At 72.5% G+C, this 18,812-nt stretch carries 16 protein-coding genes; 4 read left to right on the top strand and 12 right to left on the bottom strand.

Annotated features, from left to right (window positions below; translation table 11 throughout):
• The first annotated feature begins 113 nt into the window (after window positions 1–113).
• On the top strand, window positions 114–1,196 hold the full coding sequence (locus RKE38_RS15020) for a lactonase family protein (protein WP_316008272.1): 1,083 nt from the start codon (window positions 114–116) through the stop codon (window positions 1,194–1,196).
• Here RKE38_RS15020 and RKE38_RS15025 read toward each other — a convergent pair.
• Genes RKE38_RS15025 through RKE38_RS15045 form a run of 5 tightly spaced genes read right to left on the bottom strand, consistent with a single transcriptional unit; the run spans window position 1,177 to window position 4,979 of the window.
• Entirely contained in the window at window positions 1,177–1,509 is a 333-nt protein-coding gene (locus tag RKE38_RS15025; RefSeq protein WP_316008273.1) for a putative quinol monooxygenase, read from the bottom strand. The genes RKE38_RS15020 and RKE38_RS15025 overlap by 20 nt on opposite strands.
• Window positions 1,510–1,564: 55 nt before the next feature.
• Window positions 1,565–2,062 (bottom strand): DUF1097 domain-containing protein, encoded by a 498-nt coding sequence (locus tag RKE38_RS15030; RefSeq protein WP_316008274.1) that lies wholly within the window; start codon window positions 2,060–2,062, stop codon window positions 1,565–1,567.
• A gap of 50 nt (window positions 2,063–2,112) precedes the next feature.
• Complete coding sequence (locus RKE38_RS15035; protein ID WP_316008275.1) at window positions 2,113–3,147, bottom strand: NAD(P)-dependent alcohol dehydrogenase; 1,035 nt, start codon at window positions 3,145–3,147, stop codon at window positions 2,113–2,115.
• Entirely contained in the window at window positions 3,144–3,932 is a 789-nt protein-coding gene (locus RKE38_RS15040; protein WP_316008276.1) for an iron-sulfur cluster assembly protein, read from the bottom strand. Before RKE38_RS15040 ends, RKE38_RS15035 begins: the two co-directional genes overlap by 4 nt.
• Before the next feature lie 3 nt (window positions 3,933–3,935).
• The gene (locus RKE38_RS15045) at window positions 3,936–4,979 is read right to left on the bottom strand and encodes an amidohydrolase family protein (protein WP_316008277.1); all 1,044 of its coding nucleotides are present in this window, start codon (window positions 4,977–4,979) and stop codon (window positions 3,936–3,938) included.
• Window positions 4,980–5,162: 183 nt separating this feature from the next.
• Here RKE38_RS15045 and RKE38_RS15050 point away from each other — a divergent pair, with 183 nt between their 5' ends.
• Entirely contained in the window at window positions 5,163–6,680 is a 1,518-nt protein-coding gene (locus tag RKE38_RS15050; RefSeq protein WP_316008278.1) for a helix-turn-helix domain-containing protein, read from the top strand.
• Here RKE38_RS15050 and RKE38_RS15055 read toward each other — a convergent pair.
• From RKE38_RS15055 to RKE38_RS15085, 7 genes are all read right to left on the bottom strand, one after another.
• The gene (locus tag RKE38_RS15055; protein ID WP_316008279.1) at window positions 6,662–7,654 is read right to left on the bottom strand and encodes a methyltransferase; all 993 of its coding nucleotides are present in this window, start codon (window positions 7,652–7,654) and stop codon (window positions 6,662–6,664) included. The genes RKE38_RS15050 and RKE38_RS15055 overlap by 19 nt on opposite strands.
• Window positions 7,655–7,716: 62 nt before the next feature.
• A complete protein-coding gene (locus RKE38_RS15060) occupies window positions 7,717–9,354 on the bottom strand; it encodes a hypothetical protein (RefSeq protein ID WP_316008280.1) in 1,638 nt (545 codons plus the stop codon).
• 100 nt (window positions 9,355–9,454) lie between these two features.
• Window positions 9,455–10,222, bottom strand: coding sequence for a peptidoglycan-binding protein (locus RKE38_RS15065; protein ID WP_316008281.1), 768 nt, complete (start codon window positions 10,220–10,222; stop codon window positions 9,455–9,457).
• Window positions 10,219–11,655, bottom strand: coding sequence for a hypothetical protein (locus RKE38_RS15070; protein WP_316008282.1), 1,437 nt, complete (start codon window positions 11,653–11,655; stop codon window positions 10,219–10,221). Before RKE38_RS15070 ends, RKE38_RS15065 begins: the two co-directional genes overlap by 4 nt.
• A 59-nt stretch (window positions 11,656–11,714) precedes the next feature.
• Entirely contained in the window at window positions 11,715–12,515 is an 801-nt protein-coding gene (locus RKE38_RS15075; RefSeq protein WP_316008283.1) for a BTAD domain-containing putative transcriptional regulator, read from the bottom strand.
• A gap of 344 nt (window positions 12,516–12,859) precedes the next feature.
• Window positions 12,860–15,244 (bottom strand): phosphoenolpyruvate synthase, encoded by a 2,385-nt coding sequence (gene ppsA, locus RKE38_RS15080; protein ID WP_316008284.1) that lies wholly within the window; start codon window positions 15,242–15,244, stop codon window positions 12,860–12,862.
• Between the two features lie 32 nt (window positions 15,245–15,276).
• Entirely contained in the window at window positions 15,277–16,113 is an 837-nt protein-coding gene (locus tag RKE38_RS15085) for a pyruvate, water dikinase regulatory protein (protein ID WP_316008285.1), read from the bottom strand.
• Window positions 16,114–16,333: 220 nt separating this feature from the next.
• Between RKE38_RS15085 and RKE38_RS15090 the strand changes: the two genes are divergently transcribed.
• Together RKE38_RS15090 and RKE38_RS15095 are read left to right on the top strand one after the other, a co-directional pair.
• Window positions 16,334–17,737 carry a glycoside hydrolase family 28 protein gene (locus RKE38_RS15090; RefSeq protein ID WP_316008286.1) on the top strand — a complete coding sequence of 468 codons (1,404 nt, stop codon included), beginning with the start codon at window positions 16,334–16,336 and terminating at the stop codon, window positions 17,735–17,737.
• 48 nt (window positions 17,738–17,785) lie between these two features.
• The gene (locus RKE38_RS15095; protein WP_316008287.1) at window positions 17,786–18,799 is read left to right on the top strand and encodes a LacI family DNA-binding transcriptional regulator; all 1,014 of its coding nucleotides are present in this window, start codon (window positions 17,786–17,788) and stop codon (window positions 18,797–18,799) included.
• The last annotated feature ends 13 nt before the right edge of the window (window positions 18,800–18,812 follow it).

Below are 18,812 nucleotides of genomic sequence, written 5' to 3' on the forward strand. Positions count from 1 at the left end.
GGACGACCGGCTGCGACGACCCCCCGGTCTCCAGACCCTCATCGGCCGTCATGGGGGCGACCGTAGGGTTCCGGCATGAGCGGTTCGGCACGTGGTTCGGCAGGTGGGACGGCATGAGCGGTTCGGCAGGTGGGGCGGCGGCCCTGGTCGCGGTCGGCGTGGCCCCGACGGGCGGCGGGGGCCGCGTGGCACTGCACGGCTGGGACGGCGGGTCCACGCTGTCCGGCTCGGTGGCGGACGTCGCGGTCGACGCGCCCACGTGGCTGTGGTGGTCGGCCGACGGCGACCTGCTGGTCGTGGCGAGCGAGGTGGACCGCGGGCGCCTCGTCACCCTGGAGCTCGTCGCGGCTCCGGGGGCGGCCCCGCGCCTGCGCCGGGTCGCCGACGTCGCGACCGGCGGCTCCCACCCGTGCCACTTCGCGCCGACCGGGGACGGCGCGCACGTCGTGGTGGCGAACTACGGGGACGGAGTCGTCTCCCTCCTGGCCGCCGAGGACGGTGTGCCGACGACACTCCTCGACACGGTGCGGCTGACCGGTTCCGGGCCGGTCACGGACCGGCAGGAGCGCAGCCACCCCCACCACGTGGCACCGGTGGGCGAGGACGTCGTCAGCGTCGTGGACCTGGGGGCGGACCAGGTCCGGACCTTCGAGGTGTCCGGCGGCCGCCTGCGCCAGGTCGCCACCACCGACCTTCCGGCGGGCTCGGGGCCGCGGCACCTCGTCCGCTCGGCCTCGTCGTCCGCTGCGTTTCTCACCTGCGAGCTCAGCGGCGAGGTGGTCCGCCTGGTGGAGGAGGCACGCGGCCGGTTCACCGTGGTGGCCTCCGCCGCCGCGTCGTCGCGTCCCGGCCACGACGACGTGGCGCACGTGGCGCTCGACGAGGCGCGCGGACTGCTGCACGTCTCCAACCGCGGGCCTGACACCGTCAGCACCTTCGACGTCTCCGGGGACGGGCTGCGCCTGGTCGGCGAGGTCGACGTCCCGGCACACCCCCGGCAGTTCGCCCTGGCCGGCGGCCACCTGCTGGTCGGCGGCCTGCAGGGCGGCGCGGTGTCGGTCCACCGCGTCGCCGCCGACGGACGCCCCGGCCCGGGGGTCGGCACACCCGTGGAGGCGCCGGCGTGCGTCGCCGTCCACCCCGGCCGTCAGGGCACCGGGACGGACGGCGAGCGGTTCAGGCCGAGCGCGGGGTGATCTCGCCCATCGGCCCGAAGCCGGAGACCTCCTCGGCGTCGACGTAGATGATCTGGGGCTGGGCCGACACGATGTCCGGCATCTCGGCCATGAACCGGGCGACGTGCTCCTGCCTCATGTGCTCCCCACCGGCGTCCGAGTCGCGGAACCCCTCGATGCACACGTACGTGTTCGGCTCGGTGAGGCTCTGCGAGAACTCGAAGAACACGCAGCCGGGCTCCTCGTTGACGGACCTCGCGTAGTAGTCCGACAGCTCGCGCCACTCCTCGAGCTTGTCCTCGCGGATCGGGAACTTCACGGTGATGAGGATCATCGGGTCGGCTTCTCCTTCGTGGTGGAGGTCGGGGTGGGTGCGGCTTTCCTCGAACCTATGCCGCTGCCTGTGCCGGGGCGACCGGGGGCTCGGCCGAGGGAGCCCGCCCGGCGACGGCGGACTGGATCCGCGCCCCGAGGACGCCCGAGGCCCAGCCCAGGAGGGCACCCACCACGAGGGCGATCGCGGTCGGCCAGAAGCCGAACGCCGTGCCGAAGTACGCAGCCGCTCCCACGAACGCCCCGGGGATGAAGGACAGCAGGGCCCAGCCGGCCTGCAGGCACATCAGGGCCGCGACCACGCCCACCGCGATCGCCAGCGCCCCGGGGAACGACGCGACGTGCAGGACGGCGGCCACCAGCCACCCGTAGACCAGGCCCGAGAGGTTGGCGGCCAGGCCCCGGGAGAAACCGACCCGGCCGCCACCGGCGGCGAAGTAGCAGGCCCAGGCGAGGAAGCCGACCCAGGTGACGAGCTGCAGGCTGGCGCTCACCTGGGTCCAGATACCGGCGAGCACACCGATCGACACGGCGACTCCGACGTAGTTCTTCATGACGGACTCCTTTGTCCGGGAGGGGAAAACGCTGGTGGGTGCTCGGCCGGTCAGGGCACGAGGATGGCGCGCCCGCGGACGGCGCCGTTGTCGAGGTCGGTGATCGCCTGCTGGAAGTCGTCGAGGGCGTACTTCTGCGTGTGCAGGGTGACCGCCCCGGTGGCGGCGAGGGCCATGAGGTCCTGCAGGTCGTTGTAGGACCCGACGAGGTTGCCGATGACGTTCTTCTCGGTCGAGATGAGGTCGATGGTCGGCACCACGACGTCCTCGCCGTAGCCGACGACGTGGTAGTCGCCGGCCTGCCGGGTCATCGCGAGCCCTTGGGCGGTCGACCCGTTCTCGCCGACGAAGTCGACGACCACCTCGGCGCCGTGACCGCCTGTGAGCTCGAGCACGGCATCCACCTGGCCGCCGTCGGCGAGGACGCCCTCGTGCGCACCGATGGACGTGGCCAGGTCGAGCGCCGCCTGGTTGCGGTCGACGACGACGAGCCGCGCTGGCGACAGCGCGCGGAGGACCTGGATCCCGATGTGCCCCAACCCTCCTGCGCCGATGACGACGCACGTGTCGCGTGGCCTTAGGCGCCGGGCTGCCTTCGCGGCGGCGTGGTATGCCGTGAGCCCGGCGTCGGCGAGCGCGGCCACGTCCGCCGGCTCCAGGGAGTCGTCGATCCGCACGACGGAGCGCGCGGACGTCAGGAGGTACTCGGCATACCCGCCGTTGGTGTCGATGCCCGGGAAGGCACTGGACTCGCAGTGCACGTCGTCGCCGGAGCGGCAGGCGCGGCACAGCCCACAGGTGACGAGCGGGTGCAGGATCACCTTGTCGCCCTCGCGGACGTTCGTCACGGCGGAGCCGACGGCGTGCACCCACCCGGCGTTCTCGTGGCCGATCGTGTACGGCAGCTGGACCTGTGACTTCTCGGCCCACTGGCCCTCGAGGATGTGGAGGTCGGTGCGGCACACGCCGGCGCCGCCGATCCGCACGACCACGTCCCACGGACCCTTCACCTCCGGCGCGGGGACCTGCGTCATCTCGAGCTTCTGGTGGTAGCCGACGACCTGGACGGCTCGCATGGTGCTCATCGGTGAGTCTCCTTGGTAGCCAACGGGATCAGGTGGTGGTGGTCGGCGGGCTCGGCGCCGTCGGGACGGGGTGCCTGGTCAGCGCCCGCCCCCTCGTAGCGCGTGCGGAGCAGGCCCCGGCAGAAGTGGGCGTTCCCGTCGATCGAGATGCGGGTGGCCCGGGCCCGGCGCAGCGCGAGCGGCACGTCAGCCGGCCCGTACCCGACGCCCCGGTGGTCGACGAGCACCACCGCGTCGGGGTCGTCCGGCAGGCCGAGGGCGGCCCGGCGGCGCAGCAGCGCGTCCGTGGTGCGACCGGGCGGGAGGTCGCGCAGCCGCGCCTCCCCGACCTGCGACACCTCCAGCGACGGATCGGCGCGCAGGAGCTCGGTGAGGCAGCGCTCGGCTGCGGCCGTGTGCGCCTTGCGTCGGAACGTCACCCTCAGCTCGTCCAGGCTGCTCTCGGCCTCGTGGCCGAAGGTGCCCATGTAGCCGGCGTCGGCCGCCAGCCCGGCATTGATCAGCGCCGAGTCGTGGTGGTCGTCGAGCTCGACGACCACGCGCCCGACGCCGTCGAGCGCCGCCAGGGCGTCCTTGGCGTCAGAGGCCATGAGGTAGGCGAAGTTCGGCGAGCAGAACGAGGTCGGCAGGCGCAGGTGGACGGTGACGTCACTGCCGTCGAACTCGACGGACCGGACGAAACCGAGGTCGGTCACCGGCTCGTCGAGCTCGGGGTCGATGACGGTGTCGAGGGCGCGTCGGACGGCAGCCCTCGACACCGTCTGCTCGGGGGTGAGGACGGTCATGGCTCAGACCGTGGCCAGGTCGGCGGCAGCCGGGTCGCGCGGACCGGTCTCGGTGGTCTCGGCCTCGGGCAGGCGCAGCTCGGCCGGGACCTCGATGCCGTACATCGTCGCGGCGTTGAGGCCGAGGATCTTCTTCTTCTGCGCGGTGGTGATCGGCGCGTACTCCGTCATGTCCTCGGGGATCTGGAAGTCGACGAACCGCTCGACGAGCCACCGCGGGGTCCAGATGGCGTAGTCGCTGGAGAAGAAGAGCCGGTCCTCGCCGATCCAGTAGAGGAGCTCGCCGAGGATCTGCGCGAAGTAGCGCGGCCGGGTGTGGATGAAGGGCATGGCCACGGCGAGGCCGCCGTAGACGTTCGGCTCCTGGGTCGCGATCCAGCAGAAGTCCTCCAGCCGGGGCAGGCCGACGTGCTCGACGATGAAGTTGAGGTCGGTGAAGTCGGTGGCGACGTGGTCGATGTCGGCGACGTCGAAGGCGTCCCGGTCCAGTGGCCGGATGGTCGGGCCCTTGTGGATGTGGATGTTGGTGATGCCGAGCTTCCGGCACTCCTCGAAGTACCGGTACGCCCACGGGTCGGTGAGCTTCCAGCCGCGGGACTCGCCGTGCCACTCCGCGGTGTAGAGCTTCACGCCGGTGAACTTCATCTTCTCGTGGTCGGCGCGCAGGTCGTCGAGGCCCTGCTCGCCGTTGCGGGGGTCGAAGTTGTGGTTGTAGGTGAGCTTGCCGGGGTTCGCCGCCGCGAGCTCGAACGCCTCCTGCGTCTGCCCGAAGCCGTTCTTGTAGAACTCGGTGAGGGCGGCCGGCTGGAAGATGGCGTGGTCGACGTAGCCGTCCTCGAACAGGTCCTTCATCAGCCGCTGACCACCCTGGTAGAGGTAGTCCTCGTAGGACCACACCTCCTCCTCGGGCGAGAGGTTGCGGTGGTAGTCGTAGAAGCAGTCGATGAACTGCTTGCCGTGCTCGTTGCGCAGGTTCTCCGGACGCGCGTCCCAGAGGGCGATGTGCGCATCGACGATGAAGTACTTCTCGCCGTCCTTGGTGTACATGGGCCTTCTCCTTCTCGCGACGCCGTCGTCGCGAACTGCAGCGACGGTAGGAGCGGCGAGAGGCCGCTGACAGGGGTGCGGCGTCTCAATGTGAGACCCCACCCCGTCTCACTTTGAGACGCCGGCCCATGACTCTCCTCCCCTGCCCGGGTTACCGTTCCGGGGAGCGAGAGGAGGTCGAGGATGACCGCCGACCACGAGGTTGCGCTGCCCCGCCGCGTGGGCGTGGCACCCGCGAGTCCGTGGGCCTCGTCCGGGGCGGCCGCCACCTCCGCACCCCCGTCCAAGCGCCTCCTCGCCTCGTGGCGGCGCAGTGAGGAGTACGGCGTCTCGCTGGAGTCCGTCGACCCCGTGTGGGCCGGCTCGGTCGTCAGCGACTCGCTGTTCTTCGAGTGCGGTCACGAGGTCCTGACCAGCCTGCACCGGACCCTCGCCGACGAGCCGCTCAGCCTGATGCTCACCGACGCCGACGGCCTGGTCCTCAACCGGTTCTCGGGCGACACGAGCCTGCTGCGCGCCCTCGACCGGGTGCACCTCGCGCCCGGTTTCGCGTTCTCCGAGCGCGAGGCCGGCACCAATGGCCTGGGGCTCGCCCTCGCCGACCGTGCCCCCTCCCTGGTCCGGGCCGAGGAGCACTACAGCGCGAGCCTGTGCACGTACACCTGCGCGGCGGTGCCGGTCATCGACCCCGTCGGCGGGCGCCTCGAGGGCTGCGTCAACATCACGACGTGGTCGCGCTCCTCCGCCGGCCTGCTCCTCGCGCTCGCGGAGTCGGCGGCCTCCACGACAGCGGCCCTCATGCTCGCCCGCTCCAGCGGCCGGACGGCGCGCTCGCAGGCGCGCGGTGCCGTCTTCCGCGTCCAGCGCGCACGCCTGGAGCCGGCGGCGGGCACCAGCCGGTCCATGTCGGCGACCTGGACCGACGCCCTGGAGACCGCGACGTCGGCGGTCCGCGAGGGCCGCACCGTCGCCGCCGTCGGCGAGCCCGGGTCGGGGCGCGCCACCCTCCTCGGCCAGGCCCTGCGCCGCGCCCACCCCCGGATCCGCGTCCTGACCGCCGACGTCCCCGCCGCCGAGGACGTCGAGGCGTGGCTGTCCCTGTGGGTGCCCGAGCTGGCCAAGCCCGACACGGCCGTGGTCGTCGAGAACGTCGACGCCCTCCCGGCGTGGGCGGCATACGAGCTGCGGCAGCGCGCCACGGCGGCGGTCGGCGACCGGCCGCCCACGGCCGACGGTGGCCTGGTGTGGGCGGTGACCGCCCGGGACCTCGACACGGTGCCGGCGCCGCTGGCCCCGCTGGTCGGCAGCGTGGTGGAGGTGGCGCCCCTGCGCGAGCGCCCCGAGGACGTGCTGGCCCTGGCCCGGTGGGTGGCCCACCAGGCTCGCATGCGCGAGGTGGACTTCACGCCGGCCGCCGAGCGCGCCCTGCAGGCCCACGACTGGCCGGGCAACGCCGACGAGCTCGTCAGGGTGGTCCACGACGCGGCGAGCCGCTCCGAGACGGTCGACGTCCGGCACCTGCCCCCCGCGTTCTCGACCCACCGCGCGCACCGCCTCTCGCGCATGGAGACCCTGGAGCGCGACGAGATCGTCCGCGCCCTGGCCCGCGACGGCGTGAGCGTCGGCGAGGCCGCGGTCGAGCTGGGCATGAGCCGCGCGACGCTCTACCGCAAGCTGCGGTACTACGGCGTCTCGCGCTGAGCCCGGCACTCCAGCAGTCGAGGACCAGCGGCCTCGACGTCCCAGCCGCCGTCGTGCAGCAGTTGCCGCCACTGCGCCTCGGTGCGCTCGCGGCCGCCCAGCATGACGAGCATGTGCAGGTCCATCCACGGCGCCCAGTCCCAGCCCTCGCCGTCGGCGAGCACCGTCTCGACGACAACCAGCCGGGCACCGTCCGGCGCCGCCCGCCGGCAGGCGCGCAGGATGCGCAGGGCCTGCTCGTCGTCCCAGTCGTGCAGGACCACGGCCATGACGTAGGTGTCCGCCACCGGCACGTCGTCGAAGAAGCTCCCGGCGACGAAGCGGCACCTGTCCCCGGCCGGCGAGGTGGCCATGAGGGCGAGCGCCTGCTCGCGCACCGACGGCAGGTCCAGCACCGTCCCCGACAGGTGCGGGTGCGCCTCGAGCACGGCGAGCAGGTTGGTGCCGGTGCCACCGCCCACGTCCACCACGGAGGTCGCCCCCGACCAGTCCCTCGCAAGCAGCACCTCCCTGCGCTGGCGGGAGCCGGCCGCCATGGCGTCGTTGAACCGCGCCCCCTCGTCCGGGTGGCTCGACAGCCACTCGAACATCGGCATGCCGCGCTGCCGCTCGAACGCCGAGCCGCCCTCGCGCAGGGCCACGAGCAGGTCGGCCCACGCGGCATACCCGCGGTCGGTGTGGATGTCGACGAACGGCGCCACGGTCGCCGCGGCGTCCCGGCGCAGCAGGCGCGAGGTGTCGGTGTGGACGACCCCGTCGGGTCCGTTGTCGAAGACACCGACCGTCCGCAGGGCGCGCAGCAGCCGCGTGAGCTGCGCGGCCGGTATGCCGGTGTGCCCGGCCAGCTCCTCCAGCGGCACCGGCTCGTCGCCGACCCGGTCGGCGAGCCCGCTCTCGACGACGACCCGGAAGGCCTGCGTCACCATGTAGCCGCCGAGCAGCCGCATGACGTCCTGGGTCGGTGGGAGCTCCACGGTCCGGACGGTACGCGCGCGTGCGGGTCCCCGGGTCAGCCGTCTGCAGCAGGACGGCGGCCTCAGAAGTGGGACTTCAGGGCGCGCAGGACCCAGCCGAGGTGCTCGTCCGCCCAGCCCAGGGTGGACAGGGTCGAGTCCACGATCTGCGGTGGGAACCGGACGAGGGTGTCGCGCAGCACGAGGCGGTCGAAGTCCACGAGCACCGGGCCGGTCCGCGGCTCCCCGTTGGGGTGCCGGAACGCGACCCCGGCGGACTCCATGATACGGATCATCTCCTGCGCGATGAGGCCGTACCCCACCGTCGTCGGGTGCACGCCGTCGAGCGAGAAAAGCCCGCCCTGGTCGCGTCCGCCGCGCCCGTCGCCGCTGAGGAACCGGGAGTCGATCGCGGGTTGGAGGCCCTGCAGGGTCGCCGGCAGCGGGTAGGGCGTCCACCATGGCGGCCGGGCGTTGACGTCGTTGATGTACCTGCGCGCGGCGAGGCGGTCGAGCATGCCCGCGATGTCGAGCAGGTACCAGTCCCGCACCGTCCCGTCCGGCGCACCGCCGCTGCGCTCGGTCCGCACGACGCCCTCGATGTCGGTGTTGAAGAGGTCGATCGCGTAGTCGACCGCGCGGGCCTCCGCCCCGGTGATGTGCACGTCGCGGCCGGCGTTGAACGCCTGGTCGGTGACCCACGGCCGGGAGTAGTAGGGGAAGTAGCGCGACCCCGGCTGCACCTTGCCGCCGATGCCGCGCGCGATCGGGGCGATCGTCACGTGGGGGACGGTGCACCAGATGACGTGCCGGGCGCGGATCCCCCGGACCGCGTCGACGACGTGGCCGAGCTCGGACCGGAAGTGCTCCGGGCGCCAGATCGTGTACTGGCCCTTGCCCGTCAGGGTGTCGTACCCGGGGCCGCTCCAGTGGACGGTGAGGTCGGTGACGGTGCGCAGGGCGTTGTTGGCGCCGAGGAACACGATGAGGGTCTCGATGCCGTCGTCGGTGTCGTCGTCCTTGTCCTCGCCGAGCCGGGCGGCCGCCTGGAAGACGGACAGCGTCTTCTCGGTGTCGCCGCGGGGGTAGACGCGCAGGGCGGCCCGCTCGCTGTTGTGCTCGACGACCTGCTGGAGCAGGTCGTCCTTGGGCGCCGTGACCTGCTGCTCGAGCAGCTCGGCCGTCCAGTCCAGCGCGTCCCGCAGGTCCCAGCCGTACATGCCGAGGTTGTGGTTGATGCCCGTCGCCGTCGGGGGTACGGCTCCCGGCCCTCGCTCCCAGTAGTCCTCGACGTCGTCCATGAACTGCCGGGCCCGGAACAGCGCCAGCGGCAGCTCCCACAGGCTGATCGCCGACCCCACCTGCGACTCCAGGTCGCGCATGAGCAGCTCGAGGTTGATGGGCAGGCCGCCGAGCCCCGGGTACCGCGGGTAGCGGAAGCCGTCGAGCCACCCCAGCTCGTAGGCGATGATCGCGCCGTAGGACAGGTCGGTGTTGAAGACCGCCCCGCTCTGGAAGCCGTGGCTCAGCGAGTCCCCGATCACGACCAGGCGGTTGCGCGGCGTACCGGTCCACGCCTGCGGCGGCAGCGTGACGCCCACCGTGGCGTCGAAGCAGGGCACGCGTGGTCCCGCCGCCCGGGCCGCGAGGTCCTGCACCTCGTCGGGGGCGTCGGGCGGGACGGTCTCGGCCGTCACGGGGATGCGGGCACCATCGGTCATGACTGTCCACCTCTCACCGGGGTGTGCCGGGCGGCACCCCTCCTCCGGGTATGCCGGGCAGCGCCTCTCGCCGGGGTGTGCCGGGCGGCGCCCGGGCGGGTCATCGCACCCGCTTGCGCGCGACCGTGAGCTTCCCCGCGGTCCTGGGTCCGTACTCGCCGTCGGCGACCAGTCCCCCGGCCCGTTTCTGGAAGGTCTTCACCGCGCCGGTGGTCATGGGCCCGAAGTCGCCGTCGACCTGCAGTCGCGACGCCTGGACCTTGTTGAGGCAGCGCTGCAGCTGCTTGACGAGCACCCCGGCGCTCCCCCGCTGGAGCATCGGCAGCCCCGGTGGCGCGAGGTCGCTGCCGGTCGCCGCCCCCCGCGCCGCCGCGTGCGCGGGCACCGCCGCCGCCACCGCTGACCGGGCGGTCCCGGCATACTCCGGGCGCCCGTAGCCGACGATGGTGGAGGCGTAGCGCGCCCGGCGCCGGCAGGCGTCGGAGGTGTTGCCCTCGATGGTGTAGACGACGCCGTCGCCCACGCCGGTCACGAGGCCGATGTGGTCGATCGCGCCGATGCGGTTGGTCTCGTCCCAGTCGAAGAAGACGATGTCGCCGCGGCGGATGCCGGCGATGTCGACGTGCCACTGGCCCTCGCGACGGAAGCGCTCCGCGTGCCAGACCGTGAAGGCGTAGTCGCGCCCGAAGCAGACCGGCCCGGCGTTGCCAGAGGCGTTGGCCCAGTAGGTGATGCTCTGGTTGCACCACGGGGCCGTGGCGAAGACCGGCCCGTTGCGCTGGGAGTACCAGCGGGTGATCGTGTTCGGCCTGCCCGTCAGCCCGAGCGACCGCTCGGCCGCCCTGACCATGTCGTCGACGCCGCTCATGACTGCCCCTCCTGCCCTGCCGGACCACTGGGCTCGGCTGGCGCGGCCGCGGGGGGTGCGGACGTGCCGCCGGCGGGTGCCCCGTAGATCCCCTGCGCGTCCGGGGCGCCGAACTCCTTCTCGAGCAGCTCGGCCTCCTCGTCCTCGCTCTGGTCCTTGCGCGCGTTCCCGGTGTCGCGCAGCTGGTCGAACTGGTCCTGCTGGGTGGCAGCGTCCGGCTCGTCGACGGGGCGGTCCTTGTCCGGCACTGCCGACCCGGCCGCCGGCACCTCCTCCTCGGTGCCGGTCGGCTCGCCGGTGCCCGCGGTCGCCGTGGCGGTCGCCTCGGCCGCAGGCGCCCCGTCGCCGGGCACCGGCGGGGCGGGCGCGGCCGCTCCCCCACCGTCGGCCGGGAGCAGGACGGCAGGCGGCTCGGCCTTGGCGTTGGGCAGCGGCGCTGCGGCGTCGCCGCCCGGCAGCCCCTCGAGCAGGTCCTGGGCCCGCTTGTCGAGCAGCCGGGACAGGGCCTGCTGGGAGAACCCGAACAGCAGCGCGTAGGCGAGGATCTGGCCCTGGTTGTCGAGGTTGGACAGGCCGGGGGCGAAGCCGCCCTTGATGGCGACGAGGCCGAGGATCGCGGTCATCGCCCCGAGCGGGAACTTGAGGACGGCGAGCGCCACCGGCACGTCGTAGGGGTTCGCCGTGCCCTTGAGGTTGCGGATCGACAGCACGGCGGCGAACGCTCCGCCGAGACCGCCCATGGCCGTGGCGACGAGGATGTCCGGTCCGGTGGGCTGGGCTCCCGGGCCAGCGTGGGACGGGCACGCGTTGACACCGTCATCGGCGGTCTTGAAGCACAGGGGGACCCAGCTCGGGCGTGCGTAGACGAAGACCAGGGTCACGACGACGCACACGAAGAGGAAGGCCGTGGCCAGCAGCACGATGTTGCGGAAGCTGCGCAGCTGCGCGTGCTCGAGATCGAGCTTCTCGTAGCTGTCGCCGACCAGCCGCCGCATCCGCGGGCGCAGCCGGGCGGTCGGCAGCGCGGTCAGCTCGGCGATGGTCGAGCGGCGGGGGTCGTCCCGGTGCAGCGTGGCGTTGGCGCGCGCCACCACCATGGGGATCTCCGCACGGAGCTCGGCGTCCGTGTACAGGTCGAGCATCGCGCTGCGCGCCGAGTGCATGTTCCGGTATGCCGCCTCGACCAGCGTCCCGCGCCACCAGTTCGCGAGGCGGCCGGGGATGGGGTCGTCGCGGAAGGCCGCCGCACGCGCCCGCTCGATGAAGCCGTCGACGCCGACCGCCACCATCTCCTGGGGCTCGGTGAGGTCGCCCCTCGCCCGGGCCGCGTCGACCCGCATCTTGAGCCGGTTGGTCTCGACCGCCACCTGCTGGACCCAGATCCGCCGGCGCGGCGCCGTGGCCTCCCCTCCCTGGGCTCCCCCCATGGTCACCACCCCCACGCTCCCCGGGCCTGCGGCGCCCGTGTGCGCTCAGGGTGGCGGGTGGTGCGTCACCCCACCGTCACGGCGACGTCACGCCGGCCGCCGGGAGCCGCGACGGCACCTGTCCGGCAGCCGCGCAGCAGGGCCGTCATGAGGGCCGACGGCTGCACACCGAGCTCGTGGTCGAGCAACCGGGCGTACCGGTCGTGCTGTCGGACGGCCTCGGCGACGTTGCCCTCCTGCAGGTGGACCGACAGGAGCAGCCGGTGGCCGCTCTCGCGCAGCGGGTCCGCCTCCACCAGCGCCAGGGCCACCTGCAGCGCCTCGCCGGTCCGGCGCTGGTCGAGCAGCGCCGTGCCGATGACGTCGAGCGAGTACAGGCGCAGCTGGCGGAAGCGGTCCCGCTCCTCGACGACCCACTCGTCGTACCACCCGGTCAGCAGGTCGCCGCCGAGCCTTCGCAGCGCCTCGCCCGCGCCGAGCAGGCCCGCCGGCGGCTGCCGGGTGGCCAGGACCAGCTGGGTGTCCCGGAGCAGGCCGTGCAGGTCGACGACGACGTGCGCGGCCAGGGCGAGCCCGGTCCCGCAGGTGCGCACCAGCCCCGGGCCCGGGACGGCGGCGATGCGCCAGAGCGCGCTGCGCAGGCTGGCACCGGCGTGCTGCTCGTCGGCGTCCGGCCAGAGCGTAGCGCTCACCAGCGAGCGCGGCGTCGGCCGGGCCAGGAGGGCCAGCAGGGCGAGCAGCCGTTGCGAGGTGGCGGGCAGCTCGACCGGCTCGTCCAGGTACCGGAGCTCGAAGTCGCGCACGACGTCGAGCGCCACGGGAGCCTCGAGGCCGGCGCCTGCGGTGACGTCCAGCACGGTCCTCACCCCTCATCCGGAGCGACGGCAGCGCAGCAGGACCTCCGGCTCGGGTGGGGTTCCGCCGGGGACGGCGGACACCCACACCGATGGTCCCTGCAGGCCCGAAACGCGCCGTTCCACGATCCAGACATCGTAAAGCGAGGCTGCGGGCCCCAAATACAGCGGATGACGGAGCCCGGGGCAGCCAGCACACGTTGGAGTGCGCGGCACTGTGCGTTGCCCCTCGTCCCGGGGCAATGCACAGCGTCTCGACATGGACCCGCCTCGCGGGGTCCGCCGGGCCTCCCCGGGCGGCCCGGGTGGCACGTCAGGCGCCAGGCTCGGGTGGCGCGCCAGGCGCGGGTGGCGCGTCAGCCGGCGTGCTTGGCCAGGGCGAGCCAGGTCTCGACGACGGTGTCGGGGTTGAGCGACATCGACTCGATGCCCTGGTCCATCAGCCACTCCGCGAGGTCCGGGTGGTCCGACGGCCCCTGGCCGCAGATGCCGATGTACTTGCCCTGCGCGCGACAGGCCTCGATGGCCATGGCGAGCATCTTCTTCACCGCCGGGTCGCGCTCGTCGAAGGCGTCGGCCACGAGGCCGGAGTCGCGGTCGAGCCCCAGCGTGAGCTGGGTGAGGTCGTTCGAGCCGATGGAGAACCCGTCGAAGTGCTCGAGGAACTCCTCGGCGTTGACCGCGTTCGAGGGGACCTCGCACATCATCACGACCTGCAGGTCGTTCTCGCCGCGGCGCAGTCCGTTCTGGGCGAGCAGGTCGATGACGCCCTTGGCCTCGGTGACCGTGCGCACGAACGGGATCATCACCTTGACGTTGGTCAGCCCCATCTCGTCGCGCACGAGCCGCAGCGCCTCGCACTCCATCGCGAAGCACTCGGCGAACTCCGGCGAGAGGTACCGCGCCGCGCCGCGGTACCCGATCATCGGGTTCTCCTCGTGCGGCTCGTAGCGGGACCCACCCAGCAGCCCGGCATACTCGTTGGACTTGAAGTCGGACATGCGCACGATGACCGGCTCCGGCGCGAACGCGGCGGCCAGCATCGAGATCCCCTCGGCGACGCGCTTGACGAAGAAGTCGCGCGGGCTGTCGTACGCCGCGATGAGCGCCTCGACCTCGGCCCTGACCGCGGGCTCCTGGTCCTCGAGCTCGAGCAGCGCCTTGGGGTGGATGCCAATCTGGCGGTTGATGATGAACTCGAGCCTGGCCAGCCCGACCCCCCGGTTGGGCAGGCGGGAGAACTCGAACGCCTGGTCGGGGGTGCCGACGTTCATCATGACCTTGACGGGCAGCTCGGGCATGTCGTCGAGCGCGGTCTCGGAGACGGTGAACGCCATGGTCCCCTCGTAGACGCGGCCGGTGTCGCCCTCGGCGGCGGAGACGGTGACCTCCTGCCCCTCGGCCAGGCTCGTGGTGGCGGTGCCGGTACCGACGACGGCGGGGATGCCGAGCTCGCGGGCGATGATCGCGGCGTGGCAGGTGCGGCCGCCGCGGTTGGTGACGATCGCGCTGGCCCGCTTCATGATCGGCTCCCAGTCGGGGTCGGTCATGTCGGCCACGAGCACCTCGCCCGCGACGAAGTCGTGCATCTGCTCCGCCGAGGTCAGCACCCGCACCGCACCGGCGCCGATCTTCTGCCCGATGGCGCGGCCCTCGACCAGGACGGTGCCACGCTCGTCCAGCCGGTACCGCTGCAGCGACGACCCGGTCTGCCGCGACTTCACCGTCTCGGGGCGAGCCTGCAGGACGTAGAGCAGGCCGTCGACGCCGTCCTTGCCCCACTCGATGTCCATCGGCCGGCCGTAGTGCTCCTCGATGGCCAGGGCGTGCTTCGCGAGCTCGGTGACCTCCTCGTCGGTGAGGCTGAGCCGGTGGCGGTCGGCCTCGTCGACGTCGACGAACTCGATCGTGCGGCCGACCTCGGTGTCGGAGGTGTAGACCATCTTAATCGCCTTGGCGCCCAGGCCCCGCTTGAGGATCGCCGGCCGGCCCTCGCGCAGCGCCGGCTTGTAGACGTAGAACTCGTCCGGGTTCACGGCGCCCTGCACGACCGCCTCGCCGAGCCCGTAGCTGCTCGTCACGAACACCGCGTCGGGGAAGCCGGACTCGGTGTCGATGGTGAACATGACGCCCGAGGAGCCGATGTCCGAGCGGACCATCCGCTGCACCCCGGCCGACAGCGCGACCGCCGCGTGGTCGAAGTCGCTGTGCACCCGGTAGGCGATCGCCCGGTCGTTGTAGAGCGAGGCGAAGACGCGCTTGATGGCCAGCAGGATCGAGTCGATCCCGCGCACGTTGAGGAACGTCTCCTGCTGCCCCGCGAACGACGCGTCCGGCAGGTCCTCCGCCGTGGCGCTGGAGCGCACCGCGAAGCTCACCTCGTCGCCGTGGTCGCCCACCAGCCGCTCGTATGCCGTGCGGATCTCGTCCTCGAGGTCGGCCGGGAACGGCTGCTGCTCGACGGCCTCACGGATCCGGGCGCCCACCTCGGCCAGCGCACGCGTGTCCTCGACGTCGAGGCTGCCGAGCAGGTCGTTGACAGTGTCGACCAGGCCCTCGTGGGCCAGGAACCGCCGGTACGCCTCCGCGGTCGTGGCGAACCCGTCGGGCACCCGCACCCCGGCGGCCGAGAGGTGCTGGACCATCTCGCCGAGGGAGGCGTTCTTGCCGCCGACGGTCTCCACGTCGTCCAGACCGAGGTCTGCGAACCACACGATGTTGGCGGAGTCGTTGCGGGTCAAGGCGTTCCTTTCGGTGTGCGGCCGGTGCCGCGTCAGCTGGTGGCGGGGAGCTTGCTGCTCTGCATGATGACGGCCGCCATCTCCTCCACCGACATCGAGGCGGAGTTGATGGACGGTATGCGGTGGGCCCGGTACAGCGCCTCGGCGCGGCGCAGCTCGTAGCTGCACTGCGCGAGGGTGGCGTAGGTGGACCCCGGCCGGCGCTCCCCGCGCACCTGGCTGAGGCGGGCGGGCGTCGACAGCAGGCCGAAGCACCGGTCGACCAGACCGCGCACTGGGCGGGGCAGGCCTCCGGACTCGAAGTCCTCCTCCACCAGCGGGTAGTTGGCGACCTTGATGCCGTGCTGGAGGGCGAGGTACATCGACGTGGGCGTCTTGCCGCAGCGCGACGGCGCGATGAGGATCAGGTCGGCCGCCTCGAGGTGGCGCAGGCTGGCGCCGTCGTCGTGCTCCATGGCGTACTCGATCGCCTTCATCCGGGCGTCGTACCGGCGCTGGTCACCGAGGCCGTGCAGGGCAGCCACCCCGTGGGCGGCGTTGACGTGCAGCACCCGCTCGATGGTGTCCAGGTGCGAGCCGAACAGGTCGATGAAGGCGGCCTTGGTCTCCTGCAGCGCCATCCGGACGTCGTCGTCGGAGACGGTGGAGAACACCAGTGGTGAGACCGACTCGGTGACGGCGGCGTCGAGCTCGGCCACCACCGACCGCGCCTGCTCGACGGTCGTGATGAACGGGAACTTCCGGCGGACGAACCGCACGGACGGGAACTGCTGGAGCATGAGGTTGCCCAGCGTCTCGGCGGAGATGCCCGTGCCACCGGCGACGAAGAAGACAGGGGTCGCGGGGGCGTCCTCGCGGGTGGTCTCCATCGTCCTCCTCTCCGGCAGGCGCGCGCCGACGCTGGCGCAGCCGTGGGGCCGATCGTGGCAGCCCGGTCCGGCCCGGCGCCAGTTGGGTCCCGTCGGGCGCCCCGGCGCACCGTCCGGCATCCGGAAATCCGGCGGCCGGGGGGTTGCGTCCGCCTCGATCCGGCGCATCATAGGAAAAGCTTTTCCTACCTCTTTCTCCACCAGTGCAAGGGAGCACTCCATGGACACGACCCGTCGCACCTTCCTCCGCGCCACCGCCCTCGGGGCGACCGCGCTCGGCCTCGGCGGCGTGGGCGTCCCGGCCGCCCTCGCGGACCCCGAGTCCGGCGGGCCGGAGAGCAACCCGTGGGCGCGGGCCAACTACATCAGCGCCAAGGTCCGCCGCCTGCACTTCCCCGACCGCTGGTTCGACGTCACCGAGTTCGGCGCCGTCGGCGACGGGGGAACCGACTGCACGGCCGCCTTCCGCGACGCCATCGCGGCCTGCAACGCGGCGGGCGGGGGTCACGTCCGGGTGCCGTCCGGCGTCTGGGCCACCGGTGCCATCCACCTGCTCAGCAACGTGGACCTGCACGTCACCGAGGGGGCGAGGATCGCCTTCTCGACCGACCCCTCGGCCTACCTCCCGACGGTCCTCACCCGTTTCGAGGGCACCGAGGCGTACAACTACTCCCCGCTCATCTACGCCTACCGCCAGCACAACATCGCCGTCACGGGGGGCGGCGTCCTCGACGGCCAGGCGAGCGACGCCAACTGGTGGGCGTGGAAGTCGACGTCCAACGCCGACAAGGACCGGCTCATCGCGATGGGCGACGCCGGTGTCCCGGTCGAGCAGCGGCAGTTCGGCGGCGGGTACCGCCTGCGCCCGTCCTTCATCGAGCCGCACACCTGCACCGACGTCGAGATCTCCGGCATCACGATCGTCAACTCCCCCATGTGGGAGGTCCACCCGACGCTCTCCCAGAACGTGCTCGTCGAGGGCATCACCGTCAACAGCCACGGCCCCAACAACGACGGCTGCGACCCGGAGTGCTCGCGCATGGTCGTGATCCGCGACTGCACCTTCGACACGGGGGACGACTGCATCGCCATCAAGTCCGGCAAGAACGCCGACGGGCGCCGGGTCGGCGTCCCGAGCCTGGACATCCTGGTCGAGGACTGCCGGATGGCGGACGGGCACGGCGGCGTCACCATCGGCAGCGAGATGTCCGGCGGGGCGCGGAACGTCTTCGTCCGCAACTGCGAGATGTCCAGCCCCAACCTCAACATCGCGCTGCGGTTCAAGACCAACTCCGCCCGCGGGGGCTACATCACGAACTTCCACGCGAAGGACATCACCGTGGGCGAGGTGTCGGGCGCAGCGATCGACGTGAACTTCTACTACGGCGAGGGCGACGGCTACGACTTCAACCCCAAGGTCTCCGGGATCAACGTCGAGAACATGACAGTGCGCTCGGCCAAGCAGTCGCTCAACGTCAGCGGCTACCCCGACGACCACATCGTGGGGCTGCACCTCCGCAACGTCGACTTCGGCACGACGACGAAGGCGCCGACGGTCGCCTACGTCGACGACGTGACGCTCGTGGACGTCACGGAGAACGGCCGCCCGCTGCAGCTGTCGTAGGCGCGGGACGGCCACTCCGTGCCCCACGCCCTGTGGTCCAATGTCGCCATGACGAGCGGGGACCGCAGGGCCGGCGGCCGGCGGCGCCCCACCGTCCACGACGTGGCGAGGGCGGCCGGGGTCTCGCCGCCGACCGTCTCGCGCGTCCTCGCGGGCGGGAAGCCCGTCTCCGCGGAGCTGTCCGAGCGCGTGCGCGCGGCGGCGGCCGAGCTGGGCTACCGCCCCAACCCCGCGGCACAGGTCCTGGTCAGCGGGCAGCACGGCACCATCGGGGTCGTGCTGCCCGACCTGGCCAACCCGTTCTTCAGCGAGGTCCTCAAGGGCGTCACGTCGGGCGCGGGCCCCAGCGACACCCAGGTGATGGTCGTCGACGCCGACGAGGACGCCACCCACGAGCACGAAGGTGCCGAGCGGCTCGCGCGGTGGGTGGACGGCCTCGTCCTGTGCTCGCCGCGCATGCCCGACGCCCAGCTGGCCGCCATCGCCGACACCGGCGTGCCCCTCGTCCTGGTCAACCGGCCGTTCGAGGACGACCGCGTCGACACGGTGCTCGTCGACTACCACAGCGGGATGGCCGCGCTGGCCGACCACCTGGCCTCGCTCGGCCACCGCCGGGTCGCCTACCTCGCGGGTCCGTCCGGGGCCTGGTCGGAGCAGGAGCGCGAGCGCGCCCTCCGGGACGCCGGGCCGGCGCTCGACGTCGTCACGATCCCGTGCGGGTCCGGCATGGCCGACGGGCACGCCGTCACGGACGAGGCCCTGGGTCACCACCCCACCGCGATCCTGGCGTTCAGCGACTACGTCGCCCTGGGGGTCCTGACCCGGCTGACCGAGCTCGGGGTCGCCGTGCCGGGCGGGATCTCACTCACCGGCTTCGACGACATCCCGCTGGCCGCCATCGCCGGGCCGGGGCTGACGACGGCCACGGTGCGCAAGCAGGAGATCGGCGCCCTCGCCTGGCGCCAGCTGCTCGCGCGGATGGACCGCCACCACGAGGCACGGACGACCATCGTCCCTGCCGAGCTGGTGCGCCGCGGGTCGACCGGCGCGCCGGCGACCTGACCACACCCGCGGG

This window comes from Phycicoccus sp. M110.8 (assembly GCF_032464895.1).
GTDB lineage: Bacteria > Actinomycetota > Actinomycetes > Actinomycetales > Dermatophilaceae > Pedococcus.

What these genes read in the sequence shown, in the direction of transcription:
- RKE38_RS15020 (WP_316008272.1), top strand. Translation starts at nt 114, where the DNA reads ATGAGCGGTTCGGCAGGTGGGGCGGCGGCCCTGGTCGCGGTCGGCGTG.
- RKE38_RS15025 (WP_316008273.1), bottom strand. Translation starts at nt 1,509, where the DNA reads ATGATCCTCATCACCGTGAAGTTCCCGATCCGCGAGGACAAGCTCGAG.
- RKE38_RS15030 (WP_316008274.1), bottom strand. Translation starts at nt 2,062, where the DNA reads ATGAAGAACTACGTCGGAGTCGCCGTGTCGATCGGTGTGCTCGCCGGT.
- RKE38_RS15035 (WP_316008275.1), bottom strand. Translation starts at nt 3,147, where the DNA reads ATGAGCACCATGCGAGCCGTCCAGGTCGTCGGCTACCACCAGAAGCTC.
- RKE38_RS15040 (WP_316008276.1), bottom strand. Translation starts at nt 3,932, where the DNA reads ATGACCGTCCTCACCCCCGAGCAGACGGTGTCGAGGGCTGCCGTCCGA.
- RKE38_RS15045 (WP_316008277.1), bottom strand. Translation starts at nt 4,979, where the DNA reads ATGTACACCAAGGACGGCGAGAAGTACTTCATCGTCGATGCGCACATC.
- RKE38_RS15050 (WP_316008278.1), top strand. Translation starts at nt 5,163, where the DNA reads ATGACCGCCGACCACGAGGTTGCGCTGCCCCGCCGCGTGGGCGTGGCA.
- RKE38_RS15060 (WP_316008280.1), bottom strand. Translation starts at nt 9,354, where the DNA reads ATGACCGATGGTGCCCGCATCCCCGTGACGGCCGAGACCGTCCCGCCC.
- RKE38_RS15065 (WP_316008281.1), bottom strand. Translation starts at nt 10,222, where the DNA reads ATGAGCGGCGTCGACGACATGGTCAGGGCGGCCGAGCGGTCGCTCGGG.
- RKE38_RS15085 (WP_316008285.1), bottom strand. Translation starts at nt 16,113, where the DNA reads ATGGAGACCACCCGCGAGGACGCCCCCGCGACCCCTGTCTTCTTCGTC.
- RKE38_RS15090 (WP_316008286.1), top strand. Translation starts at nt 16,334, where the DNA reads ATGGACACGACCCGTCGCACCTTCCTCCGCGCCACCGCCCTCGGGGCG.
- RKE38_RS15095 (WP_316008287.1), top strand. Translation starts at nt 17,786, where the DNA reads ATGACGAGCGGGGACCGCAGGGCCGGCGGCCGGCGGCGCCCCACCGTC.